The 25478-nt window shown below is 58.8% G+C and carries 21 protein-coding genes; 9 read left to right on the top strand and 12 right to left on the bottom strand.

Annotated features, from left to right (window positions below; translation table 11 throughout):
* The first annotated feature begins 264 nt into the window (after nucleotides 1-264).
* The 6 genes from KYT97_RS15345 to KYT97_RS15370 all read left to right on the top strand — a co-directional run bounded on the left by KYT97_RS15345 (nucleotide 265) and on the right by KYT97_RS15370 (nucleotide 7260).
* A complete protein-coding gene (locus KYT97_RS15345) occupies nucleotides 265-1230 on the top strand; it encodes an ABC transporter permease (RefSeq protein ID WP_245005830.1) in 966 nt (321 codons plus the stop codon).
* Nucleotides 1227-2132 (top strand): ABC transporter permease, encoded by a 906-nt coding sequence (locus KYT97_RS15350; RefSeq protein ID WP_080711851.1) that lies wholly within the window; start codon nucleotides 1227-1229, stop codon nucleotides 2130-2132. The genes KYT97_RS15345 and KYT97_RS15350 overlap by 4 nt, the downstream gene beginning before the upstream one ends.
* Nucleotides 2129-3247, top strand: coding sequence for an ABC transporter ATP-binding protein (locus KYT97_RS15355; RefSeq protein ID WP_051730735.1), 1119 nt, complete (start codon nucleotides 2129-2131; stop codon nucleotides 3245-3247). Before KYT97_RS15350 ends, KYT97_RS15355 begins: the two co-directional genes overlap by 4 nt.
* A complete protein-coding gene (locus tag KYT97_RS15360; RefSeq protein WP_033236759.1) occupies nucleotides 3247-4293 on the top strand; it encodes an ABC transporter ATP-binding protein in 1047 nt (348 codons plus the stop codon). Before KYT97_RS15355 ends, KYT97_RS15360 begins: the two co-directional genes overlap by 1 nt.
* A 98-nt stretch (nucleotides 4294-4391) precedes the next feature.
* A complete protein-coding gene (locus KYT97_RS15365) occupies nucleotides 4392-5930 on the top strand; it encodes an ABC transporter substrate-binding protein (protein WP_051730734.1) in 1539 nt (512 codons plus the stop codon).
* A 595-nt stretch (nucleotides 5931-6525) separates the two neighbouring features.
* Nucleotides 6526-7260 (top strand): TetR/AcrR family transcriptional regulator, encoded by a 735-nt coding sequence (locus KYT97_RS15370; protein WP_092803983.1) that lies wholly within the window; start codon nucleotides 6526-6528, stop codon nucleotides 7258-7260.
* 735 nt (nucleotides 7261-7995) lie between these two features.
* Here the strand turns inward: KYT97_RS15370 and KYT97_RS15375 are convergent.
* The 4 genes from KYT97_RS15375 to KYT97_RS15390 all read right to left on the bottom strand — a co-directional run bounded on the left by KYT97_RS15375 (nucleotide 7996) and on the right by KYT97_RS15390 (nucleotide 12913).
* Nucleotides 7996-9369 (bottom strand): cytochrome P450, encoded by a 1374-nt coding sequence (locus KYT97_RS15375; RefSeq protein ID WP_033236757.1) that lies wholly within the window; start codon nucleotides 9367-9369, stop codon nucleotides 7996-7998.
* Nucleotides 9370-9425: 56 nt separating this feature from the next.
* Nucleotides 9426-9641, bottom strand: a complete 216-nt coding sequence (locus KYT97_RS15380; protein ID WP_033236756.1) for a ferredoxin — start codon at nucleotides 9639-9641, stop codon at nucleotides 9426-9428.
* 50 nt (nucleotides 9642-9691) lie between these two features.
* Entirely contained in the window at nucleotides 9692-11146 is a 1455-nt protein-coding gene (locus tag KYT97_RS15385) for an aldehyde dehydrogenase family protein (protein WP_072782853.1), read from the bottom strand.
* Between the two features lie 519 nt (nucleotides 11147-11665).
* Nucleotides 11666-12913: an amidohydrolase family protein gene (locus tag KYT97_RS15390; protein ID WP_033237377.1), complete on the bottom strand. Its 1248-nt coding sequence runs from the start codon at nucleotides 12911-12913 to the stop codon at nucleotides 11666-11668.
* Between the two features lie 442 nt (nucleotides 12914-13355).
* Between KYT97_RS15390 and KYT97_RS15395 the strand changes: the two genes are divergently transcribed.
* Nucleotides 13356-14030, top strand: a complete 675-nt coding sequence (locus KYT97_RS15395; RefSeq protein ID WP_033237378.1) for a pyridoxamine 5'-phosphate oxidase family protein — start codon at nucleotides 13356-13358, stop codon at nucleotides 14028-14030.
* A 467-nt stretch (nucleotides 14031-14497) separates the two neighbouring features.
* Nucleotides 14498-15346 carry a mycofactocin-coupled SDR family oxidoreductase gene (locus KYT97_RS15400; protein ID WP_095887140.1) on the top strand — a complete coding sequence of 283 codons (849 nt, stop codon included), beginning with the start codon at nucleotides 14498-14500 and terminating at the stop codon, nucleotides 15344-15346.
* 184 nt (nucleotides 15347-15530) lie between these two features.
* Here KYT97_RS15400 and KYT97_RS15405 read toward each other — a convergent pair whose 3' ends face one another.
* The 8 genes from KYT97_RS15405 to KYT97_RS15440 form a co-directional block, all read right to left on the bottom strand.
* Nucleotides 15531-15959, bottom strand: a complete 429-nt coding sequence (locus KYT97_RS15405; RefSeq protein WP_033237383.1) for a nuclear transport factor 2 family protein — start codon at nucleotides 15957-15959, stop codon at nucleotides 15531-15533.
* Between the two features lie 11 nt (nucleotides 15960-15970).
* Complete coding sequence (locus KYT97_RS15410) at nucleotides 15971-17059, bottom strand: Gfo/Idh/MocA family protein (protein ID WP_202026741.1); 1089 nt, start codon at nucleotides 17057-17059, stop codon at nucleotides 15971-15973.
* An 81-nt stretch (nucleotides 17060-17140) separates the two neighbouring features.
* Nucleotides 17141-17950 carry an SDR family NAD(P)-dependent oxidoreductase gene (locus KYT97_RS15415; RefSeq protein ID WP_179300763.1) on the bottom strand — a complete coding sequence of 270 codons (810 nt, stop codon included), beginning with the start codon at nucleotides 17948-17950 and terminating at the stop codon, nucleotides 17141-17143.
* 339 nt (nucleotides 17951-18289) lie between these two features.
* The gene (locus tag KYT97_RS15420; RefSeq protein WP_219110179.1) at nucleotides 18290-19804 is read right to left on the bottom strand and encodes an AMP-binding protein; all 1515 of its coding nucleotides are present in this window, start codon (nucleotides 19802-19804) and stop codon (nucleotides 18290-18292) included.
* Between the two features lie 350 nt (nucleotides 19805-20154).
* On the bottom strand, nucleotides 20155-21015 hold the full coding sequence (locus KYT97_RS15425) for a mycofactocin-coupled SDR family oxidoreductase (protein ID WP_033237425.1): 861 nt from the start codon (nucleotides 21013-21015) through the stop codon (nucleotides 20155-20157).
* A 67-nt stretch (nucleotides 21016-21082) separates the two neighbouring features.
* Nucleotides 21083-22537 carry an aldehyde dehydrogenase family protein gene (locus KYT97_RS15430; protein ID WP_219110181.1) on the bottom strand — a complete coding sequence of 485 codons (1455 nt, stop codon included), beginning with the start codon at nucleotides 22535-22537 and terminating at the stop codon, nucleotides 21083-21085.
* Between the two features lie 673 nt (nucleotides 22538-23210).
* A complete protein-coding gene (locus tag KYT97_RS15435; protein WP_165826344.1) occupies nucleotides 23211-24086 on the bottom strand; it encodes an alpha/beta fold hydrolase in 876 nt (291 codons plus the stop codon).
* A gap of 15 nt (nucleotides 24087-24101) precedes the next feature.
* Nucleotides 24102-24575, bottom strand: coding sequence for a cupin domain-containing protein (locus KYT97_RS15440; protein ID WP_051730848.1), 474 nt, complete (start codon nucleotides 24573-24575; stop codon nucleotides 24102-24104).
* 146 nt (nucleotides 24576-24721) lie between these two features.
* Here KYT97_RS15440 and KYT97_RS15445 point away from each other — a divergent pair, with 146 nt between their 5' ends.
* Nucleotides 24722-25186 (top strand): cupin domain-containing protein, encoded by a 465-nt coding sequence (locus KYT97_RS15445; RefSeq protein ID WP_033237321.1) that lies wholly within the window; start codon nucleotides 24722-24724, stop codon nucleotides 25184-25186.
* Nucleotides 25187-25478: the final 292 nt, after the last annotated feature.

Here is a 25478-nt window from a genome sequence, read left to right on the forward strand (position 1 = left end):
CGTGAGGACGACGATGCCAGTATCCGAGCCGGCTCAACTGCAGACCTTCCTCACCAGAACTGCATGGGAAGTGAACTGGCCGAAGGCATATCGCCTCAGCTGACTTCTCGGCCGGCACGTCGGTCCACTTTCGATCCGGACGCACTTCGTAACTGTCATCGCACCGCTGTTCCCCACTCGCTTGACTGCGCTTCTCGAGCAAATTCCGGAAGAAGGATGTCCCGTGGGGTTAAAGAGATTGGGATGTAAAGAGATGGTAGAAAAGTGAAAACATGGAATTTCACGCAGCGAGCTGGTTCGCTGTTCCAGTTCCTGATGCTGCTGTTCATGGTATCGGTGGCGGTGTTCTTGCTCCTCGAGCTGATTCCAGGCGACCCAGTGGATGCGCTTCTTCCACCAGATGCCTCCCCTGAGCAGATAACCGCCGCCAGGGATGCGTACGGACTCAATGATCCACTGCTGCAACGGTATTTCAGTTGGATGGGAGCGGTTCTCCATGGTGACTTCGGCAGGTCCTATCAGACGGGCGTTTCCGTCGGAGAGTCGATCATGGAGCGGCTTCCCGTCTCCCTTGAACTTGCTCTGGTTTCCATAATTTTGGCTCTGGTCATAGCGATTCCGACGGCAGTCTGGTCGGCATACCGTCCGGGCGGAATAGTCGATCGGGTGACCACGATCATTTCGTCGGCCATGTTGGCAACACCGTCTTTTGTTCTGGGAATCGTGCTTATCTTTGTTTTTGCAATGACACTGAATATCTTTCCGCCGATGGGGTGGGTGCCGTTCTCGGAAGACCCGATTGCACATATTGAGAAACTGATACTTCCGGTGGTAACTCTTGCCGCGTCCGAAATCGTGCTCTTCATACGAATTCTCAAGGGCGATATGATGACTACTCTCCAGCAGGACCACGTTCTGTCGGCCCGCGCGCGTGGGCTTCCGACATGGCGCATCCTGTCGGGGCACGCATTGAAGCAGTCTTCCTTCTCGTTGGTAACTGTGTCCGGAATGGTGATCGGCCGGCTCATCGGAGGCACCATTTTGGTTGAGGCGATCTTTTCTCTCCCCGGCTTGGGAACACTAGCCATCAATGGAATTCACTCCCGCGACTACGTCGTGGTGCAAGCTGTGGTGCTGGTCTGCGCTGTCGGATACATACTCATCAACGCATTGGTTGACCTCACCTATCCGCTACTCGACCCGAGAGTCAGGAAGGAAAGGACGTCATGAGCGAAGTTATCCAGGATTCGCCCGGATCCGTCGCCGTGGCGGAACGGAACGCGCAGTCCCCACTGCCAGAAGTGGTTATCAAACCCATTCGGCGCCGGCGTGATATCGGCGCCCTGATCGGTGTTATCTGGATTACCGTTGTGTGCCTGGGCGCGATTTTCGCGAACGTACTGCCTCTGCCGGATCCGAACGACGTTTCCAGCGTTTTCAATGCGATTCCCGGAACTGACGGGCATATTCTCGGAACCGATTCGCTAGGTCGAGATGTCTTGTCTCGCCTAATATTCGGCGCCCGTGTGTCGCTGGCAGTTGCCATCGGTGCCACCAGCATCTCGCTTGTCCTCGGCGTAACCCTAGGGATGCTCGCGGGCTACTTCGGAGGAACAGTTGACAAGTTCATCTCGTTGTTCATCAACTTCACGCTTTCTTTTCCTCCGCTGATCTTCCTGATCGCCATGGTGGCAGTTCTCGAGCCGAGCCTGAGCACACTGGTGATTGCGCTGGCCATCATGGGCATCCCGAACTTCGCACGTGTCGCTCGGGCCAACACGTTGGCTTTTGCTGAACGCGAGTTCGTTACTGCTGCAAAATCTTTGGGTGCATCACCGCTACGCATCCTGCTCCGTGAACTGCTGGCGAATGTCATGCTACCCATTCTGTCGCTGGCGTTGGTCGTGATGGCGACTCTCGTGATCGCCGAGGGATCTTTGAGTTTCCTCGGCGTGGGTGTTCCCCCGCCGACTCCCAGCTGGGGTGGCATGCTCGCAGCTGGTCGCGAACAGATGAGCCGGCACCCTCAGCTTGTACTGATACCAGCGCTGTTCTTCTTCGTAACCGTCTTCTCCTTCAACAGGATTGGCGACTGGGTTCGTGGACGTGTTGGAAAGGATTCGGCGATATGAGTCAGGCAATCAAGTCTCCCGAGCACGAACATTCTTCGGCGGATGTCGACTCGACCGAAGTACTTCGGGTCAGGGATCTCCGGGTGTGGTTTCAGACGCCGAAAGGGCTGGTCCGGGCCGTTGAAGGTGTCGATCTCGATTTGCGTCGCGGTGAGACATTGGGCATCGTCGGTGAATCCGGATCGGGCAAATCCGTTCTGTCCCGGGCGATCATGAAGATCCTCGCTCCCAACGCGCATGTCCTTCCGGGTAGCAAAATCATCCTCAACGGAGTGGATCTGGCAACAGTTACCCGCAAGGACAACCCGCATTTGTGGGGCGTGGACCTATCGATGGTTTTCCAAGACCCGATGACGTCGCTGACGCCGGTGATCACCATCGGAAAGCAACTGACCGAGACGCTCAGTTTCCACCTCGGTCTCGACAAGAAGCAAGCCACGGCAGAGGCGACACGACTGCTCCGAATGGTAGGCATCCCCGAACCGGAGAAGCGCTTCAGCCAGTACCCGCATAATCTGTCGGGAGGTATGCGTCAACGCGTTACTATCGCACTTGCCATCGCGTGCTCACCCAAACTACTTATCGCGGACGAGCCGACCACCGCGCTGGATGTGACAGTTCAGCATCAAATCCTGAACCTTCTGCAGGATCTGCAGGAATCGTCGGGAATGGCCATGATCCTCATTACCCACGATTTGGGTGTGGTCGCCGGCCGTGCTGACAACATTGCGGTGATGTACGCCGGACGTGTAGTCGAGAAGGCGCCTACACGCCAATTGTTCGCAAACATGCGCCATCCCTATACCAAGGCACTTATTGATGCGATCCCCAAGGTTTCTCATCCGAGCCATACTCGGCTTCCGTCCATTCCCGGGCGTCCCCCGATTGTGATCGACCCACCTGCGGGATGCAGTTTCGCTTTGCGGTGTGCTTCAGCGCAATCTCGTTGTCTCGAGGAAACCCCGACCCTGCAGATAGATCCATTCCAGCCAGAACACTCGGCAGCCTGCTTCTTCCCGCTGGGCACCGCTGACGGAGATGCCGCTCGTTTACGAAATTCCGAAGCAGGCTTCACTGCTGCGGGTACCCCGGTTGGTAATGAGGTGATGATCTGATGGCTGGTAGTGGAACAGCACATCTACGCGACCAGGATGACGTCGTTCTCAGCGTTCGAAATCTGGTGGTGGAGTACGCCGGCCGTGGCGGACAGCGAGTCTATGCAGTGTCGGACGTCAGTTTTGACGCTATCCGCGGTGAGACAATCGGCCTGGTCGGTGAGTCCGGTTGCGGCAAGTCCAGTGTGGCGAAGGCAATCATGCAACTTCCGGGTCCTACCTCCGGATCGGTCGAGTTCGATGGCGTCAACGTTGTCGGTCTCAAAGGCGCTGCGTTGCGCCGCCAACGCCGCAAGATTCAGATGATCTTTCAGGATCCGATTTCCTCGCTGAACCCGTTGCGCAAGGTCAAGGACATCATCGCCGAGGGTCTGCGCATACACGACGACCTGAGCAAGTCGGAGGTTCTGGCCAAGACGCAGGCGATGATCGAGCGGGTCGGACTTGACCCTGATACTGCCGCAGACCGCCGTCCCCACGAATTCTCGGGTGGTCAATGCCAGCGCATTTCCATCGCGCGCGCTATGGTGCTCGATCCCGAGGTGATTGTCTGCGACGAGCCGGTATCGGCACTGGATGTTTCGGTTCAGGCTCAGATCATGAACCTGCTTCATGAAATGAAGGAGCGGTACCAGCTCACGATGGTCTTCATCGCCCATGATCTGGCCGTGGTCAAGAACCTCAGTGACCGCATCGTGGTGATGTACCTCGGAAAGATCTGTGAGATCGGAACTTCGGAGGAACTCTTCTCGTCCCCGGCCCATCCCTACACTCGTGCACTCGCACAGTCGATTCCAGAACCTGATCCCGATGCTCCGATTCGGGAGGCCGCACTCTCTGGCGACTTGCCTTCGCCGCTGAATCCGCCGAGTGGGTGCCGGTTCAGGACACGTTGCCCGTTGGCGCAAGAACAGTGCGCCTCTGATGAGCCGGAAATTCGAGAGGTTCGTCCAGGTCGCTTCGTCGCCTGCCACTTCCCTCTCGACGACTCGGCGCTCCTGCAGGCAACTGGTCAGAGTTCGGTGCTGTCAAAAAATCCCGCCTGATACACGAAGTCCCACAAGCACAGACATCTTCCGAACCCTCACGAGCAGGGACGGGTAAGCAAATGAGAATGGAGTTCACTTTGCGCACGCAAAAAGGTATGAAGTCTCGGCGGGTCATTGGCGCCCTCGCGACTATTGTCGTCACGGGTATCGCCCTGACCAGTTGTTCTTCTTCTTCGGGAAGCGAGGGCGATTCCGTAGGCGAGCCGAAGACCGGCGGCACGTTGGCATATGCAATGGGAGGCGAAACCCAGTCCATGGACCCGGCGAACTGCGGTTTGGTTGCGTACCACCGCTGTTCACCTGTGTTCGGCACATTGGTGCGTTATGACGCCGCGACTGACACGTTCGTGCCGTATCTCGCAGAATCATTCGAGAGTTCGGACGGGGCGAACTGGACGCTCAAACTCCGTGAGGGCGTCACCTTCAGCGACGGCACCCCGTTTGACGCTGAAGCGGTCGTGTTCAACTGGGACCGCATCAAGGATCCCGCGACGCTTTCGGCCGCAGCGTCTGCCACCAATGGTATGGCGTGGGAGATCGTTGATCCGCTTACCGTCAAGGTGACGCTCGACGAAGCGAACTTCCAGCTGCCCTGGCAGTTGGTCAGGGGCCTCGGTGCTATCGGTTCGCCCACCGGGATCAAGGCAGCAGGCGCGGAAGTCGGCAACAAGCCCGTCGGAGCCGGCCCGTTCCTCATGCAGGAATGGGTCCGCAACTCCGAAATGAAGCTCGTCCGTAATCCGACCTACTTCGAGCAAGGCTTGCCCTACCTCGATGCGATGACCATCAAACAAGCTGGCTCCGATCCTCAGAAAATGAATGCGGTTATCAGTGGAGAAGCTTTGATGACCCCCCTTTCCAGCACTATCGATGCCGAGAAAATGGAGGACAGCGGCTTCAACACCGATGGCGGTCAGCTCATCGGCGGCAGCGGCGTTATCTTCAATTACAAGGATCCGACCATCCAAGACGCTGGTCTACGGAACGCAATGCTGCACGCAATCGATGCCGACCAGATGGTTGCGGCGCTCGGCACCCAGACCGTGACTGCTGACGCGTTCATGCCTTCGGACAGTGGCGCAGCGTTCCCCGAACTTGCCTTGAGCGAGGCACAAAAACTGTTCGATGACTACCTGAGCAGGACCTCGAAGACGAGCGAGACCATTTCGCTCACGACTTATGCGGGTTTCCCGGTGATGGAACAGACATCTCAGATGCTCCAGGCCCAACTGCAGAAGATCAACGGCCTGACCGTCAAGATCGTGCCCCTCGATCCCCCAGTTCTCTTGGCAAATCAGAGGAAGGGCGACTTCCAACTCATGACCACGACTTATCAGTCTGCGTCCAAGGATCTGCTGTTCGACCTGTTCTACACCAATGCACCGCAGAACGCGACCGGCTATTCGAATCCCACAGTGGACGCTGCACTCGAGCTCACCCGCTCGTCGAAGGACGCCGCTGAAGTCGCCAAGGCGTACGAGATTGTCAACACCGAGGTCTCTCGGGACGCTCCGATGCGTATCTGGCAGTACATCGGTGCCTACATTGCCTCGGACAAGAAGGTCCAGGGCATCACGGTTGTTCCGACGGGTTCAGGTGCAGCATGGGACTGGGAAAAGGTCTGGCTGAACTGATCGAAATACAGGTTGGCCGGCTGATCAGCCGGCCAACCTGTGCGGACAGACCGCCAGTGTCAACGGCGGCTCCTGCCTCGCCTGAATCTCGCCGTAGCCGCACCGGCTACGGCGACAGGCCTGTTCCGGAAGCCGGACAAACACCCAGCAGAATCGTCCCCAGCCGGCCCTTGCTGGACACCGGATGCCTGCACAGCCAGACGGCACGAAGATTAACCAGACAAACTTAATTCATACTCATAGTAATTTGCGCTGCACATTATTTGCAGCACCGCAGGGCCCAGAGGTGTGACCCAGGCGACAGGTGTCAGTTCCTTCACTGAATCATCTGGCGGCGTCATCCCTGAAACAAAATAAGCTATAATACTTAATTCCAAGGCTGCCCGATTCGAGGTACCGTAAGTTAGAATCCAAATTCGCAGGAGCGGGGCCGGGTACATCAACCGATCTGGAAATTGACACAAGGCATACGCTCTCCGCGGATAGAGATGAGCAGACGAGAGGGGGCGGGGACAGCGCCGGACCATAGGCACTTCCCTGGGCAAATATGCCGATAGCACCAGCGGACAAGATACCTTCGAGCGACGGCGGGAACATGCGGCCTTCCGCTGGTAAGGAACGAGTAAACTCACGGGGCGACGCGACCCGACTGCTACTTCTCATCACAGCCGAACAGCTATTTGCCGAGCGCGGAATCGCAGCAGTTCCCCTCAGGGACATCGGCATCGCTGCCGGCCAGAAGAACCATGCCGTGGTGCAGTACCACTTCGGCGACAGGGAAACTCTGGTGAGCGAAATTATCGCGTACAGGGCCCACACCAGCGAAGAACGTCGTGTGGAAATGTTCGCAGATTTGATGGTACGCGGCCAGCCTCGAGTTTCCGACCTCGTGCGACTATTCGTCTTCCCTCTGGCCAGCCATCTGGACGAGGACAATCATTACCTTGCATTTATGTCCCGTTACATTCTGGAGAATGGCGGCTATTCACGGCTCAGTGTAAGTAGCAACACTGTAATTCCGTCCGCCACTGCCAGTACCGTACTGGGGCTATTGGGCCGACTCCTGTCCAACCTTTCCGAAGAAGTCCTCGAAGAGCGCTGCATGCACATGCTCACGGGTACCGTTCATACACTGGCTCGCTATCAGGCGGTTCTGGCGTCTGGCGAGAAACTCCCCCTGCCGATGGACGTCCTACTCGAGGATCTGGTCCAGTTCTTCACCTCAGGGCTTGAAGCATCGCTAGGGCCGGCCACTGCAACGGCCAATGCCGCTCCGGATCGAGGGCGGGCTCCTAGCCAACTGAAGCGGAACACTATCTCCGCCAAGTAAGTTCCGACGAGGAACTTGATGGCCCGTGCGGTGTTTTTCGAAACCTTCCGATCATTGCGCGTAGTTCACCGGAGCCACTGACCCACGCGCGACGCGGATACCGACATCATTGACGATATCGGTATCCGCGCTAGATTCGATTCCCGTTAATGAAGGCCTTGATCCGGTGACCGCCGGCGTTCGTACGGGCACGTCACGTACTCGAAGTCAGGACTTCGATGCCGACTCGATCGCGCCCGGCGCCCGTGTCCCCCGGGGTCACAGTCCCCGTGCCGAGAAGAATTCGGCGATGAAGGTATGAGTGAAACGAACGCGCTGCACTACGTACCCAATAGTGACGACGTCCTCAGTCTGGCGCGGCACAATTCCAACAGATCGCGTCTCAGCGAGAACCTCAACTCCATTCGCTTACTCAGCGCAACAACCGACAGTCTTTCGTAGAACTGCCGACTGCTGATTCCGAACTCTACGAAAACTTCCTCATCCGGCACCGCGCCGTAATGGACCCACCTCGCGCCGAACTCAACCATTCGGTTGCATTCAGCCTGACTCAGACGGAACGCGCGAGACGACGTCTCGGCCCCGACCGAACCGCAAACAACTTTGTTCATCTATTCCCCCACATCCCGCATCGAAGATTCTCAACAGAACTGCATTACCCGTCATGGCATAATGACACGAAAACTACACTGGGAGAGCGGAATTCAATCTCCGCCCTCCCAGCCTTGTTCAAGATCACCCGCCGACCGACGCAGCACCTCTCCTTGACGCCACGGGCTCGGCCAGCCCCTGCTCGATGACGATCTGCTGGACTCGCTCGATAGTTTCTTCCAACCCCGGCCCGATGCGTTTGCCCGGAGCGAAAGTCGCCGGCAGGTTCACCAGTCCGTTGATCATCGCCACTGACTCGTAGTGCACAACCTTCTCAGGATCGACGACGAAGTCGGGCATGCGTTCGAGCACCGCGGTCAACATCCGTTTGAAGAGGACGCGAGCGACGTTCGAGCCGATGCAGCGGTGGATCCCGAGACCGAAGGCTGTGTGCCGATTACCGCGACGGTCGAAGTCGACCTCATCCGGGTTCGGGAACACATCAGGTGAGCGGTTTGCCATGGCCCACGAAAGCCAGAGACGCTCACCTTCCTTGAACTCGACGCCGTTGATCTCGACATCCTGGCTGAAGGTCCGCCCATCACCCTGCGCCGGTGTGACGTAGCGGAGGAACTCCTCCGTTGCAGGGTCGAGAAGAGTATCGATCTCGTCGATGAGACGAGCCCGCTCTGCCTGATGTTGGGACAGCCACAGGATGGACTGACCGGTCAGTGCAGTGGTGGTGTCGAACCCCCCACCGACCAACAACGCCGCCGTAGCTCGGATCTGCTCATCGGAGAGAGGCTTACCGGCTACCGTCGACCTGACTAGTGCATCCAGCAAACCAGGTCGCGGATTCGCTCGAACGTCCTTCACCGACTCCATGAGCGCAAGCTTGCTCTCCTCGAAAATCTGCCTGACCCGACCGAAATCAGGAGAATGAGGAGGTGTGTACATCAGCGCGTGAGCCGGCTCGTTGTGGATCACCCAGTCGGTGAGCGGCAGGCCCAACAGTCCCATGGTGACGACAGCCGGGACGACATTCGCCAGATCGAAGACGAAATCGATACTGCCGCTTTCGATGTTGTCGTCAATGCACGCACGAACGAGGTCGTCGATCACCGGAACCCACCGCGCGACGGCGGCCGGCGACAGGTAGGGATTGAGAATTGTCCGGAAGTCGGTCTGTTCCGGCGGATCCAGCTCGAGGAACGACGGCGCGGTGTACGGACCGCTCTGCGCGTACGCCGGGATCGAGATGCCCTTGTACCCGTTCTTGCTTCCGTCGACGTCCCGGAAACTGGTTACCGCGTCCGATCGGCGAGCAATTGCGAACAGTTCGTCAATTCCGCTGGCAACCCAGTGTCCATCGTATGAATCGCTCCACGCGATCGGGCACTTCGCATGAAGCTCGTGTGTCTTCTCCACGAACTCGTCGCGAAAGTTCGGCCCGTGACGTTCATAGTCGATCGGGCACTTCTTCAGGTTTTCGACATTGCGAACATCGTCTGCTGTCATGATTACTCCGGGATGCGATCAAGGCGCTCTTACGCAGCGCCAGAGGATATTACGGTTCAGGCTTCCTGAATTGCGTGCTCGGAAACCTCGACGATCGCGCGCTCCGGGCACGAGAGCATTGCCTCGCGCGCGGCGCCCTCGAGCTCGGCGGGGACGTCACCGTCGATCGCGTAGGCATGACCGTCCTCGTCCCTGAGCGCAAAGAGGTCGGGTGCGACCATCGAGCAGATTGTGTGCCCCTGACAGATGTCCTGGTCGACATAAATGTTCATGGTGCATTCTCCTTCGAAAAAATCAGTCGGCATTCAATGTTGTTCATTGACTAGGCAGGACGGGCGATGGTCTTGACCTCGAGGAGATCCTCTAGACCTTCGACGCCCCACTCACGGCCGATTCCGCTCTGCTTGTAGCCACCGAACGGTGCCGTCGGGTGATTCCACGTGGCGCCGTTGACGCTGATCGCTCCGGTCCGCATACCCTTTGCCACCCGCATCGCCCGCTCCACATCCGCACTCCACACGCTGCCGGCGAGACCGTAGATCGTGTTGTTCGAGATCGCGACCGCGTCGGCATCGTCCTCGTAGGGCAGCACGCTCAGCAACGGACCGAAGATCTCCTCCTGCGGCACGGTCGAGAGGGAATCGACGTCGGTGAGCACAGTCGGCTCGACCCAGAATCCCTTCTCGAAACGGTCGCTGGCCTTACCACCCAACGCAATCCGCCCGGTCTGCTTCGCGATCTCGTAGTAGCGGAGCACCGATTCGTACTGACGCTTGTTGGCTACAGGCCCCATGTAGTTGGCAGGATCATTGACGTCACCCCACGGGAACTTCTGCATAGCCGCCACAGCCAAGTCCACTGCGTCGCCGAGGCGCGAACGCGGCACCAGCAGCCGCGATGGGACACCACAGCCTTGACCCGCGTGACTGCAGGTACCGGCAACCACCCTGGGGATCAGTGCGGTGAAGTCCGCGTCGTCGAGCAGGATCGATGACGACTTACCACCGAGCTCGAGGGTGAGACGTTTGACCGTCGGCGCAGCCGCCGCCATGATCCGCCGACCCGTGACAGTCGATCCGGTGAACGTAACCGCATCCACCTCCGGATGGGTCGTGAGCACAGACGCCACGTCATTGTCGTCAGTACTGACGATATTGACCACACCAGCCGGAATATCGGTGTGCTCGAGCAGGATACGACCGATCTCCAACGTGTTCCACGGAGTATCCGGCGCCGGCTTGAGGACCACGGTGCACCCCGCAGCCAACGCGGGAACCAGCTTGCCGAGCGCCAGGTGGAACGGGTAGTTCCACGGCGTAATCGCCGCGACGACACCGGCACCCTCACGCCGCACGATGCGGTGCGCCTTCTCGTCACCGGCAACCGGGGTAATGACCCGCTCGAACTCGAACGTATCGAGGAGACCGATGTAATGGCTCATCAAATCGATCGAGCGGTCCAACCCGACGTCGTAGGTCAAGGCAACCGGTAGGCCGGCTTCGGCGACGATGACCGGTCGCAACTCTTCGGCGTTCTTGCGCAGAGCGGACTGCAACTGCACCAGGCACCGCTGACGGAACTCGGTGTCTGTCGACCACGTCGTGGTGTCGAAAGCCCGCCGCGCAGCCAGGATCGCCCGTTCGACATCGGCCACACCGGCATTCGGCGAAACACCGATGACTTCTTCGTTCGCCGGGTTGACATTCTCGTAGGTGCGGCCCCCCGTCGCGGCGACCAGCGCACCGTCGATCAACATGCGGTACTCGGAATTACTCATTTGTCACTTTCTCTCAGTCCACACCCGTTGTCGGCGTTCTCTACATCCGCTAACCGAATTCGAGTCCGGCGATTAATCGCAGTGCGACAGAAGCTCTGTTTCATCTATTCGATATTCGACGCCCCCGAGGGCAACAAACACATATCGCTATCGACCCACGACTCGTACCGGCGGGGGGAGGGATCAGTTTCGGTTGCACTTCACTGATTGTCCAGCGCGACGAGAAAAGTCGAATCATGTTGCGAATTATCGGCATATCCGGTGTCGACTCCACCTAACCGACGAACTCCGTCTGACAATTGATCCCGGTGTTGCCGGTGCGCTGGATCCGAACAGCGCGTATTGCAAGGTGCCTGCGGCGCCACCGGACCTCTATGGACTCAGTCAGGTCTCTTGCTGGAGGCACCGCAGGCATCAGGGCTTCGACTCAGGGAGAGATTCCGCCCTCATCACGTTGACGAACCTCGAGCCGTCGCCCAACTCCCGCGACCGGTCATCGGGACATGCCGGTCATGAAAATTACGCTCCTACAGTGGCATCCGGACGCATGTGCGCGGTGGGTACGACACTGGTGTCCCAATCCGGAACGCGACTGCGCAGCGCCCCGACTGTGGCCTGCTCTCGCGAAATATGAGCGAACGGATCGTACTGGAAGTGCTTCATCGCGTTGAGGTGGGTGATCTTGTTGATCGTCTCATCGGAGATTCTGTTCATGTAGCGCATTGCTCCCTCTGGGGAGTTGGGCCACATCGTGTCGGAGTGCGGGTAGTCGCATTCCCAGGTGACATTGTCGATGTTGAGTCGATGCAGGTTGTCGACGCCGACCTCGTCGTCGATGAAACAGGTGATGACGTTCGAGTTGAACAGTTCCGAAGGCAGACGGCCACCGAGATCCATACCCGACCAGTGCTGAGTGTGGTTGTACAGGTAGTCCAAACGCTCCAGGAAGTATGGAACCCAACCGATTCCACCTTCCGATAGTGCGACGCGCAGTCGGGGGAACTTGATGAACAGTTTGCTCCATACAAGATCCGCGGCAGCTTCGAACGAGCCGATGGGCGACAGCGAGTAGATCAGCTCTACAGGTGCGTCCGGGGACGTCGTCGGCGCCTTCGAGTTGGAGCCGATGTGCATGCACACAACGGTTCCTTCTTCCTCACACGCACGCCAGAACGGATCCCAGTGATCCTGGTAAATGCTCGGCAGACCCAAGTCGTAAGGATTGGAAGTGAAAGTAACTGCGTGGCAGCCCTTCTTCGCTACTCGGCGAATCTCTTCGGCTGCCAATACCGGATCCCAGAGAATCGGAATGGCCAGCGGAATGAACCGGCCTGGGTAGGTACCAGCCCACTCGTCGATATGCCAGTCGTTGTAGGCGCGGACCATGGCGGCGGACTGATCACGATCGCCGTTTTCCAAGAAGAGTGCACCGGAAAAACGGACGAACGAGGGGAAGCACATCGAACCCAGCATGCCGTTGACATCCATGTCCTTGACACGCGCGTGGATGTCGTAGACGCCCGGTCGCATTTCCTCCCGACACACGGGGTCCATGCCCCACTCGGACTTCGGTCGGCCCACAACCGCCTGTACAGCGGGGTTCAACACGACGGCGTCCCCGTACACCCACGCCATTGTCCCGTCTTCGCGAGTGATGAAGCGGGGTGCCGCATCGGCGTACTTCTTCGGAAGCCGACCTTCAAATAGGTGGGTCGGCTCGATCACATGATCGTCCGTGCTTACAAGAATCAAGTCTTCAGTCCTCATCGGACACCTCTCCGTAAACCATTCGGATGACTCGCAACATGGGAAGTAGAGCATTTCCTCCACACACGCTTACGTGGAGAACCTTTCACAAGCCGTACGACCAGCTGGTATGTGTTAAATTAATCACTAGAGCTCAGTTTGTCAATGATCCACGGGGCATCCCCTTCCTTCGACGAAACTCCAGCGTCGTCGCCCCGAGATCTACGGCGTCGTCACGCCAGGTCCGCAGCCAGATCTACTTGTGCTCAGTCGATCTCTGCCTGACCGCTGGAAAAAATGCGATGACGGAATCGATATCGTTGCTGGCCCCAGCCCTGCATGCAGGCCGGCACTGAACTAAACAAGGGCGAACAGTCGAGATAGACCTCCATACTCCGTCTACAGCAGATAGCCGGCATCACGTTCGAGGTTTTGCCAGGGCGGACCGGAGCACCCTCGGGGCATGCTCCCGGACGACGATCTCCCTGGCCGAAGGAAGAATCCGCACGGGATCTTTGCGACCACCGATGTCGCACAGGAAGTTTCGTCAAAGGCTGTACCGTTGAGCGGAATCGTCAAGACCTATTTGCGCGCGACCCACATAGCATCCATCAGCATGGCAAAAAGAATCGATAATCTCGAGGATCTGTCGGCCTTCAAACTCTCCGAGGACGACCGCGAGAAGTTGTTCGACTTGCAGCACGAGTGCACCGTCAGCTGGACGAACAAGGACGGATGGCCGGTGTCCATGCCACATTCATTTGTGCGATCGGAGGGTAAGTTCTGGGTCCACACCACGACTAACCGCAAGCGAGTGCAGGCATTGCGCGCACGTCCCGAGAGTTGTGTCGTGGTCTCGAGCCTGGGCACCGGAATGACCGGCGCCATGGTCACCTCCAAGACGATCGCGACAGTTCACGACGGAGATCGCGATCTGGTGCGTTGGCTTCTGCCGTTGTTCCTGAAGCGAGTCGGAATGGGCGCCGACGAAGAAGCAATGAACCAGCAGTTGTCGCTGCTCGACACGCCGAACCGCGTAGTGGTCGAGTTCGACCCGGTCCAGTTCTTTACCTATAACTCGCAGGCACTGCGCCAGGCCGTAGCGTCCAGCGGCTACGACCGATGGTCCCAGAAATGAATCTGGTTACTTAAGGCAGGTTGACCCCGAATCACGGTCATTCGATGTTGCACGGGAGCCAAGAGAATGACACCGATCAGCCGAGCATTTGAAGTTCAATCATGCCGAGATCGACTGATCAGCAGTAACTCCTGAACATCAACGGATAGCGACCCACACCGTGACCTGTTGCCATCCTCGCGCTCCCGGAAATGTTCTGTGCCAGTCCGATATCGCCCCGTACCAACAATTCGGCTTGCCCCTCGGCGAAATCGCTGCTGCACAACCGATACCGGTGAAACATGTGAGTTCACTCGTGTGGAGTGAGTGCGACAGCAACCTTGCGATCCCTGCCCCGGCTACCTCGATATCGATCGACCGACAGAACGAAATCTTTTGCAAGAGAGTCGAATTGAAGTTGCGCAGGCCACTTTGGAGACATACTGTGCGTGATGGCACTCTGCCACATTTCACGACCGAGGAGCGAAATGACCATCGAGATTCCCGAAGCGCCGATCCCCGACGCCCCCAACGGCCATAGATACGAAGGGAAGGTTGTGTTCATCACCGGAGCGGCCCGAGGACAAGGACGCGCTGAAGCAGTCCGCTTCGCAGCCGAAGGCGCAGATATCATCGCTCTCGACATCTGCGAAGACCTCCCGACTGCTGAATACCCCGGCCCGACAACCGAAGATCTCGACGAAACCGCACGACTGGTGGAAAAGCACGGCCGACGCGTCGTCACCAGCGTCACAGACGTCAAAGACTTCAGCGCTCTCAAAGCCGCGGTCGAAAACGGGGTCGATCAGCTCGGCAGACTTGACGTTGTAGTCGCCAATGCAGGCATGACCACCGCTTCGCTGTCCTGGGAAATTGATCTCGATCACTGGCACTCCACCATTGACAATAACTTGCACGGTGCCTTCTACACGGCCAAAGCCACTGTGCCGATCTTGATCGAGCAGGCAACCGGCGGCTCGATCGTCTTTACCAGCTCAGTCGCCGGCCTGAAGGGTCTTCCGTTCCTCGCAGACTACGTAGCGGCAAAGCACGGTGTAACAGGCCTCGCGAAGACGATGGCAAACGAACTTGCCAAGTACCGAATCCGGGTCAACAGCGTTCATCCGCACGGTGTCGCCACCGGGCTCACCGTCCCCGAACTGCATCAGAAGATGGAGGCGCGTCAAGACCTAGGATTGCTGTTCATGGGAAGTCTCCCCGACCCGGTTAGCGAGTCTGAAGATATAGCCGCTGCCGTAGCATGGATCGCCTCCAACGAAGCCCGTCACGTCACCGGCATTCAGCTACCCGTCGACCTCGGACGTACCAACCGCTGAGCCTTCCGAGGGACGCACCTGGCCGATTCAACGACTGCGACGGGGCGAGCGGCGACAAGTCTTGTGCATCAATTCACCACGGGGAGAGAAGTCGCTGAACTGGATTCGGCAAGGAAACAACGAGGCGCCGCCGGGGTAGATTCCCGGCGGCGCCTCACCATGACTCTTGACGACTATCCATATATCAGATGTCGATGCGGAGTCGTTCCAGGCGCAGAGATCGGATGCGCCACTGTCCATCCTGACGTTCGTAGTGCTCAACGTAATGCCCGTAGCCATTCGTGATCGTGGACCCCTGAGGAGAAACGCGCTCGAGAACGTCCGACATGGCCCAGACGCCCGTCGCAGTGTCCGGACCGGTGATCTCGATCTCCGGAGCGTGTAGGTGGTGAACAGTACGTACACCGTCCATACCGACACTGATTCCCTGCACGATTCGCGCCCGCCCTTCCCACCGTAGATCCGCTTCGGGCGCTTCGAGCGTTGCATCGTCTGTGAAGCAGTTCCCGAACTCGTCCCACCGCTTGGTGTCCAGGAATCGCGCGACGCGGGCACGCATCTGCTTGATGGACTCGACGGTCCACAACTTCTGCAGTAGGTCGTCTGTGTTCATGCGGTACTCGGTCACTGGCCCTGAATGCACTGGCGCGAACCGGTTTCCGCTGCTCGCTCAATGGCGTCGAGCAACCGGTGACGCAGAAGTCCGTGCGCGAAGTCCGGTGCCTGCTTGCTGCCCCCATTGAGGTCCAGTCGAAGGCGGTCGTAGGCGTGGGCGACAGCGTGGGCGGGTGAGCCGACCAAATCAGCGTGGTGATCGTAGCCGTCGGGAACCGGTAGTTCACTCAAAACATCGTCACCGCGCGCTCCCCGGATGGTCACCGGGTTGGCCAGAGTGCCCCCGGTCCCGTCGATCCTCAGGTGCCCCTCGGTGCCGTTGATCTCCCAGATCAATTTACTGGAGTGATCATTCATCCCTCTGAGATGGAGCGAAGCGATCGCGCCATTGGTGAGAGTTCCCGTCACGACAATCTCATCCTCTGCCGTGGCAGTGACGAACTCACCGGAATCGGTGTTGAGCACCGTGGGGCGCCGTATACCCGTAGTGGCGTTCAGGTCGGCTAAGTCGCCGACGATGTAGCTGAACGAGTCCACAAGATGGCCAAAGACGATAGACAGCAGAGTCGCACCGTTGGACTTGTCGAGCAGGTACTCGGTGCGATTCCCGACAGGCCCACCCCAGGGGCCCGCAGTTGCGATCAGGCTGGTGGAGACCAGTTCACCGACAAATCCGTCGGCGATCAGATCCTGTAGGTAGCGCACAGCCGGCGCAGCTGTTCCCTGAAAGCCGACATAGGCATGCTTGCCTTCGGCGGCACTGGCCAGTTCGGCGGCCTCAGCAACACCGTTGGCAAGGGGCCACTCGCACAGCACCGGCTTCTCGGCGGACAATGCCTCGAGGACGAGCTCACGATGGTGAGGCACCTTGACTGCCACCACCACGAGATCAACCTCGTCGCATCGTGCGAGGTCCTCGACGCTCGAAAACGCCAGCGGCACCCCGTAGGCCTCGGCTGCAGCTTGCGCTGATTCGGGGGAACTCGTTGCCAACGCGCGCACTTCGAAGCCCTCGACGGCCCGCAGCGCGGGCAGATGCGCGTATGACGCCCAGCTTCCCGTGGCGCTCAAACCAACCACACCAACTCTTACTGTCATCGTCTCTCTACCCATCTGTTCGAAGAAGCTTCCGGTTCTTGGCAGTCACACTTGCGATCTAGGGGATCTCGAAGGGAGAAGTCATTGAAAAACGCCGATCTTGTGGGCGGACTCCCCACCCACATGGAAGCGTCCGCCATCGATGCGAAGTACTGAGCCGTTGACCCAACGCGCATCGGGCCCGAGGAGATAGAGCACGGCGTTCGCAATATCGGAAGGGTCTCCGAGGCGCTGCATCGGGATGAGCCGGCTCTCCGCTGCTTCGCGCTCGCCTTTCCAGATCGCACCGGCGAGATCTGTCTTGATGATGCCGGGTTCGATGGCGTTGACTGTCACGCCACGAGGTCCGAGTTCGCGTGACAGCGTGAAGGTCAAGCTCTCGAGTGCGGACTTTCCCGCAGTGTAGACACCCGCCGTCTCGTGAACGCGTTGCGCCCCAGCCGAAGAGATGTTGACGATCGACGAACCCTCGGGGAGGCCACCTGCCACGGCTGCTTGGATAATCGCCACGGCCGGCCAAGTATTGGACAGGATTGTCTTGATGAAGGCTTCCCTTCCACAATCCAGAACCCGTCCCGAATGAGCGCTGGTCGCGGCATTGTTGACCACGAAGTCGATTCGTCCGAACTCGGATTGGCAAGCACCGATCAGCTTTTCGGGAAATTCGGGGTCAGCGAAGTCGCCTTGAACCCCGATCGCCGAGCCACCGGCATCTTCGATTTCCTTCACTGCGAGATCGAGAACCACCTGATCCCGCCCGTTGAGGACAACCGACGCACCTCGTACTGCCAATTTCCCGACCACAGCGCGTCCGATGCCGCGCGATGCCCCGGTGACAATTGCCACCTTGCCCTCGAACCAATCGTCGACGCCTTCGCTCACATGCCCCATCAGCCCCGCCAATCCGTATTTTCGATCCTGTATCGTTCGGGCGGTTTGTACGGTCCGGAAAGGTGGAGTTCCATCCCTGAGCCAAGCCGTCAGAAACACAAGTTGGTCCCGATGGGACGCTATCAAGATTTTCGACGTGCTCGATACCGAGTATTCCGTTGTGCGGAAAGAACTCCCGAGTTCAGTTGACATCTTTGACCGACACCGAGCGTCGTCACCCCTGGCCATGCGCGCACTACCACCGCACAGTCAGACCATGACGGCGATCGTGCGAAAAGTGCTTCTACGCATTACATCTTGACCGAACCTCGCCAGAACTGAGCTGACCGGTTGCTTCGTTCATGCTTCGCCGAAACGTGCCATCAGCTCGCGGCGCAGTATTTTTCCGCTGGGTAGCCGGGGCACCTCGTCGAAACTCACCGACCGCGGAGCTTTGTATCGGGCAAGACGCGCTCGACAGTATTCGATGAGCTCTTCAACCAGTGCTTCGTCGGCTACGACACCCGGCGTCACCGCGACTACTGCGTGCACCTTCTGCCCCATCTCGTCATCGGGAAGTCCGACTACGACAACATCGTCGACTGCAGGATGGAGGGCGAGTTCGTCTTCGATTTCCCGAGGATAGATGTTGACTCCGCCCGAGAGAATCAGATCGGTGCGCCGTGCAGACAAATAGAGGTATCCGTCTTCGTCGACATGCCCAAGATCGCCGAGCGTGTTCCACCCTTTGTCGTTGAAGGACTCTGCGGTCTTCACAGGATCACGGTGATACTCGAATCGGCGGATGTCGCTGAACCACACCGTTCCGATACTCCCAGCTGGTAGTTCCATCCCCTCGTCGTCACAAACATGAACCACACCGATAACAGCTCGTCCGACAGAACCCTTATGCGCCAACCAGTTCGGGGAGTCAATCATGAAGAATCCAGTGCCCTCGCTACCGCCGTAGAACTCGGTCAACTTCGGCCCGAACCAGTCGATCATTCGCTCTTTGATTTCGATGGAGCATGGAGCTGCTGCATGAACAACCAGTTCCATGCTCGAGACGTTGTATCGCAAGCGGGTGACGTCGTCGAGTTTGAGCAAGCGCACGAACATCGTGGGAACGAACTGGCCGTGGGTAATCGAGAACCTCTCGATGAGGGCCAACGCAGACTCGGCGTCGAACCGCTCCATGACAATGGCAGTCCCTCCGTTGCGCATTGTTCCCAGGCACCAACCGAGGGGTGCGGCATGGTAAAGCGGACCCGTACTGAGGTACACCGCTTCAGGTCCGAATCCGAAGGCTGAGGCCATCCTGGAATCAATCGGGAGCCCCGACCCGAAGGGCTGGTCTGTCCGTTCCGGCACAATTCCCTTGGGCCGACCCGTGGTGCCAGACGAGTAGAACATGTAATAGCCCTCGGACTCGTCCGGAATAGGCGTGACGGGCACCCCTTCTAACTCTGCTTCCAGCGAATCTCCGGCACCCGAGCCCACCACCAACCGTGACTTCAGCTGAGGTGCTGACGCTTCCGCCTTCAGCGCCAATTCACTCAGCGATTCAGAATGTACAAGTAGCCGAGCGCCACAGTCCTCGACGATATAGGCCGCTTCATCGGCGCTGAGGTGCCAATTCACCGGCGTGTACAACAACCCGGAGCGTTGCGCCGCCCATACGATAGGGAAAACTTCAATCTCGTTCTCCATGAGGATCGCGATGTGATCACCTGCGATCAGTCCTCGCAGTCGAAATAGATGCGCAATCGCATTCGACTGTTCTTCGAGTTGCCGATACGTCAGCGATTTTCCCGTTCGTCCCATGACAACGGCAAGCTTGCTCTCGTATAGCCCGGCGAGTTGCGTCAGATTCACGATTCATTCCACCTCTGAGTGCCAGCAGCATGAACTGCCACGTTCCGGCGATGCACGAAACCTTGCAATGAAGCGGAAAGGGACTGCTGTACAGACGATTACGTCGCACACAGAGCGCTTCCCGACTAGGTCGATATTGGTCGGCCGACCTCGCTGGTGTCAGTGCGCAGAATCTCGGCGCGGTATCCGAAACCAATGAGCGAACGCGCACCGTCGATATCGTTCTTCCGGGTATACCGACGAACAGCAAAACCTCCGGTCGGAGGCGGGGCTTCGATAAGCCACACCCCAACCGGAGGTTCCCTTCACATCACACCGAGGCGAGGACCTTCGGAGCTGTCGGTGGGTGTTTACGGGTGGAAGGAATGCATCTTCAGGTAACCGCCCGCATCGACCCGCATCTGAGTGCCGGTGACGTAGCGTGCTTCATCGGAGGCAAGGTAGAGGACGGCGTTGCTGATGTCGACAGGCTCGACCCACGGAATCGGCATCGCCTGCTGAACATGGAAAGGGCCGACAGCATCGTCGAGAGTCGGGCTCTCGAGATCCGGACGGAAAATCTTGTACATCGCCTCGCTCTGCAGCATGCCGGTGTTGCAGTTCGTCGGATGGACGATGTTCGCACGAATCATCTGAGGTGCGAGAGCGCGCGCGATTTCGTGAATGTACTGCGAGAGCATCATTTTCGCGACCGTGTAACCGGATCCGCCCGGATCCGCTCCCGGATTTTCCACCACATCGTTGGGCATGAACGCCGCCGTCGATCCGGTCGCGATGATCGACGCACCCGCCTTCAGGTGCGGCAGGGCCTCGTGGATCGCATTCTGCGCACCCATCAGGTTGACGCCGATGACATCGAGCCAGCCTTGCATGTTCGGGCCCCCCAACATCGGGGCGATACCAGCGTTGGCGACGACGATGTCGAGCTTGCCGAATTCCGAGATCCCCTGATCGAGTGCCGAACGCAACTGCGAAGCCTCACGCACGTCCGCTTCCACGGCGACGATACGACGGCCCTGCGCCTCGACCAGACGGACGGTCTCCTTCAGGTCCTCGGGTGTCCCGAGTGGATAGGAGTTGGTCTCGATGTTGCGGCACAGGTCGACCGCGATGATGTCCGCGCCCTCCTCCGCAAGCCGCACCGCGTGACTGCGTCCCTGTCCACGGGCTGCGCCCGTGATGAATGCGACCTTACCTTCAACTCTGCCCATCGAAGTTTCCTCTCGAGTGAATCTGAATGTTGTTCAAAGCCTGGCTATCTGAAATATCGAGCACGAATCAGGCCGGGCGGGCGATGGTCTTGACCTCGAGGAGATCCTCGAGACCTTCGACGCCCCACTCCCGGCCGATTCCGCTCTGCTTGTACCCACCGAACGGTGCCGACCGGTGATTCCACATCTGATCGTTGACCTGAATGGAGCTCGCCCGCATACCCTCGGCAACCCGCTGAGCCCGCTCGACATCCGCACTCCACACACCGCCGGCGAGACCGTAGATCGTGTTGTTCGAGATCGCGACCGCGTCGGCATCGTCCTCGTAGGGCAGCACACACAGCAGCGGACCGAAGATCTCCTCCTGCGGCACCGTCGAGAGGGAATCGACGTCGGTGAGCACAGTCGGCTCGACCCAGAATCCCTTCTCGAAACGGTCACTGGCTTCACCACCCAACGCAATCCGCCCGGTCTGCTTCGCGATCTCGTAGTAGCGGAGCACCGATTCGTACTGACGCTTGTTGGCGAGCGGTCCCATGTAGTTGGCGATGTCGGTGGGATCGCCCCACGGAATCTGTTGCATCGACGCGACCGCAATTTCGACTGCCTCGTCGAGTCTCGCGCGGGGCACCAGTAGTCGCGAGTAAATACCGCAGCCCTGACCGGCATGGCTGAGAGTGGTAGCAGCCACAAACGGAATCGCAGAGGTGAAGTCCGCGTCGTCGAGCAGGATCGCCGACGACTTACCACCGAGCTCGAGGGTGAGACGTTTGACCGTCGGCGCAGCCGCCGCCATGATCCGCCGACCCGTGACAGTCGATCCGGTGAACGTAACCGCATCCACCTCCGGATGGGTCGTGAGCACAGACGCCACGTCATTGTCGTCAGTACTGACGATATTGACCACACCAGCCGGAATATCGGTGTGCTCGAGCAGGATACGACCGATCTCCAACGTGTTCCACGGAGTATCCGGCGCCGGCTTGAGGACCACGGTGCACCCCGCAGCCAACGCGGGAATCAACTTCGCGATCGCCAAGAAGATGGGGTAGTTCCATGCGGTGATCGCCGCGACGACACCGGCACCCTCACGCCGCACGATGCGGTGCGCCTTCTCGTCACCGGCAACCGGGGTGATGACCCGCTCGAACTCGAACGTGTCGAGGAGATCGATGTAATGGCTGATCATTTCGATCGAGCCATCGAGCGCCACGTCGTAGGTCAACGCGAGCGGCAGGCCACCCTCTGCAACCATCACCGGCCGCATCTCTTCGGCGTTCTTGCGCAGAGCGGACTGCAACTGCACCAGGCACCGCTGACGGAACTCGGTGTCCGTCGACCACGTCGTGGTGTCGAAAGCCCGCCGCGCGGCCAGGATCGCCCGCTCGACATCGGCCACACCGGCATTCGGCGAAACACCGATGACTTCTTCGTTCGCCGGGTTGACATTCTCGTAGGTGCGGCCCCCCGTCGCGGCGACCAGCGCACCGTCGATCAACATGCGGTACTCGGAATTACTCATTTGTCACTTTCCTTTGAAGATCGGATCGTTACGGCAGGGCTGGCCTCTCCCCTGGTTCGTCAGAGGCTGCTGGAGACACTCACCAAAATTCACCTGTATTACATGTAATACTTTGTATATGTAGTGAGCTCCATCACGCAAACTGTAGAACTTCCGCTCGATAAGCACAAGTACTTCAGTTGAACTCCGGCTTCCCTCTCCTCGCCACACCAAAATCTCTGTCTACAAGGAATTTCCACGGCTGGTCCAGTAGTCCCACCACACATTTCGAATCGGTGCCATGCGCCCGACACCACTACGCGCTACGTCTACCGCGACGCCGTATGCCCTAGAACTGAATCTGTGCGGCCATCCTGCCGCAATCTATGAGTGTGCTTGCACGATTCGACATCGTGCGCATTGCGTCTGACTCCGAATGTCCTCGTCGCCGGCAGCGGAAGCCAGGCTGTTGTCTGGACGCTTACGTTGAACTGTCACCCGCTCGATCACTCCGGCGCACCGCCGCAGCGCTTTTCGGGTACATGTGCGCCAACCGTGAAGACGACATAGAAGCACTGAAGGTGAAAGCGATCGTCGAGCGCCGGGCAGCCCGCTTCATCTATTGCGCTCTGAGACAATTCTGCCCCGGCGGTCCGTTGGATCACCGGGGCAGAAAGATTGTCCCAGAAGGGCTTCAGAGCACTGGTGCAAGCTTCCGGTCGCGGAGCAGGTACGAGAGCACCACGCTTTCAAACTCGTCTTTGCGTTCGATCATCGCCCAATGCCCACAATCGTAGAAGACGTGCAGTTCACACTTCGGGATCAGTCGCATCGGGACAAGCGAGCTGTCCATGGGCGTTACACGGTCGTCGCGGCCGAAAGTGATCAGCGTCGGCGCCTGGATCTTCGTCAGTGCTCCAACCTGTTCGGCTGCGTTCGTACCCCGATTACGCATCGCCGCCAGCGAACGGAAATTGAACAATTTCTTGATGTCAGCAAGCGCGGCCGGGTCCGATGCGGCTCTCCACCGCATCTCGACGAACTCCTCCGTCAGAATGGAGGTGTCGTACACCATGGCCTCCATCCACGTCATCAACCGCTCACGTGTCGGGTCCTCGACGAACTGCACGAGAAGCTTGATGCCTTCCGGGGGCGACGGACTGAACACAGGCAGCCCGATGCCGCCAATCGTAACGAGTCGAGTCACTCGCTCAGGATGTCTGGATGCCAGCTGTGCCGCAATGTTTCCGCCCATCGAATTACCAACGACCGGAACAGAATCGAGCGACATACCGTCGAGGAAGTCCAACACCGCCGGCAGTCCGGCAATCATCGGATTGTCCTCGCACGAATAACTCTTGCCGAATCCAGGGAAGTCGAGAACGAGCGTCCTGAAATGCTCGGCGAAGACCGGTAGATTTCCCTGGAAGTTCGCCCAGCCACTGACCCCTGGACCCGAGCCGTGCAGCAAGAGCAATGGAGGACCGTCGCCAGCCTCGTGATAGTGCAGCGGCCCTCTGGGCGTCTGCAGAGTCCTGCTCGTGCCTTCAAACGTAAATTCAGCCATCAGTCGTGTCTCCTCCTCTTAGCTCGACGGTGCTTCCAGCCAACCAAAGTCATGCCAGTACGTCTCGAGTTCGGCTACCGGCTTCGGCCAGGTCTCGATGTAGGTGACGCCTTCGGACCCGGCCGTCATCGTGTACGCAGTGCCTGCGCGGCTGAGAAAGAACTCCCCCGGACGCACTCGCACGGTCTGCCACTCGCCGTCTTCCTCGTACTCAATGCTGTACTCGCCTGCGAAGACAAAGAGCAACTCGTCCATGTTGTGATGGTGGCGAGGTACCGTAAAGTTCGGTCGCACCCGCAAAGGGTTGCGATTGAAGCGCTTCACCTGAATTGGCTTTGTGGTCACCCACATCGACCCGCCGAACGTCGCCGCGAAATCCACTGGCGCGTCGATCAGCAAACCACCGTCCTTCCAGAAGTAACTCGGCGCCACATCAAGGCCCAGAGGAATCCAATCCGCATCGTCCACCAGATCACCAAAAGTAAGTGCCATTCCGAAATAGTATGTGCGGCTGTACATCCTGTCGCCGGAGAATTCCGTTTGATGGAACGGGTCTGACGAGCACGGTCACCTGCCCCCATTCCGTCCAACGGAACCTGTTGATGACACACCCTGTCATGTTCGACAGACTCCGGAGTATGGCAATCGAATACTTCAATCTGCTGTCCGAAGAAGAGGGTTGGATCGACCTGTCGGTCGATCAGGACCTTCCCTCTTACCTCTGGAATGAAGGCGGACTCCTCGCCGATGCGCCGATCGACATGGAACAGACCTTCAAGGGCAATATGTGGGTCTCGAACAAGGTAGACAGGTCGTTCAATCTCAACGGCCTTCGGTGCGCCCCGAACTTCTCGGTGCCTCGTCACCACCACAATCTTGACGAGTTGATCATCGTATTCGAGGGTGAGTTCCATGTCGCCTGGGGCCAAGACGGCGAGGAAGGTAGCCAGACCATCGGTCCAGGCGAATTCTGGATCAGTGAGGCCGGCACCCCCTACATCATGACTGCGGGGCCTGAAGGCGTCACTTACATCGAGACCTGGCCCGAACCGATGGAGAAGCTCGAGACGTACTGGCACGACGCAGGCTGGGTACATCGCTGAGTAGCAGCCGACCGCTCCTCGATCACTTGTGAGGTTGCCGCCCTGAACTTGTTCACAACAGAGAAACAGGGCGGCAGTTTTGCATCCACGAAATCATCGGAGCAACCGCGCGGCGCTAGCGCCTCCGTCTCCATGCACTGCCTCTTCCGATCAACGGGCGAGCCGGAGCGGTAGCGGATGCATTCCAATTATCTTTCTGGAGTTACCGATTGGCGCGTGTTGCTGGGGTCACGACCTCACAGATACGCGCGCACCGCTGTTCACCGCCCGACTTTTCCAAGGCCGCGAATTT

Source organism: Rhodococcus globerulus, assembly GCF_019334125.1.
Classification (GTDB): domain Bacteria; phylum Actinomycetota; class Actinomycetes; order Mycobacteriales; family Mycobacteriaceae; genus Rhodococcus_F; species Rhodococcus_F globerula.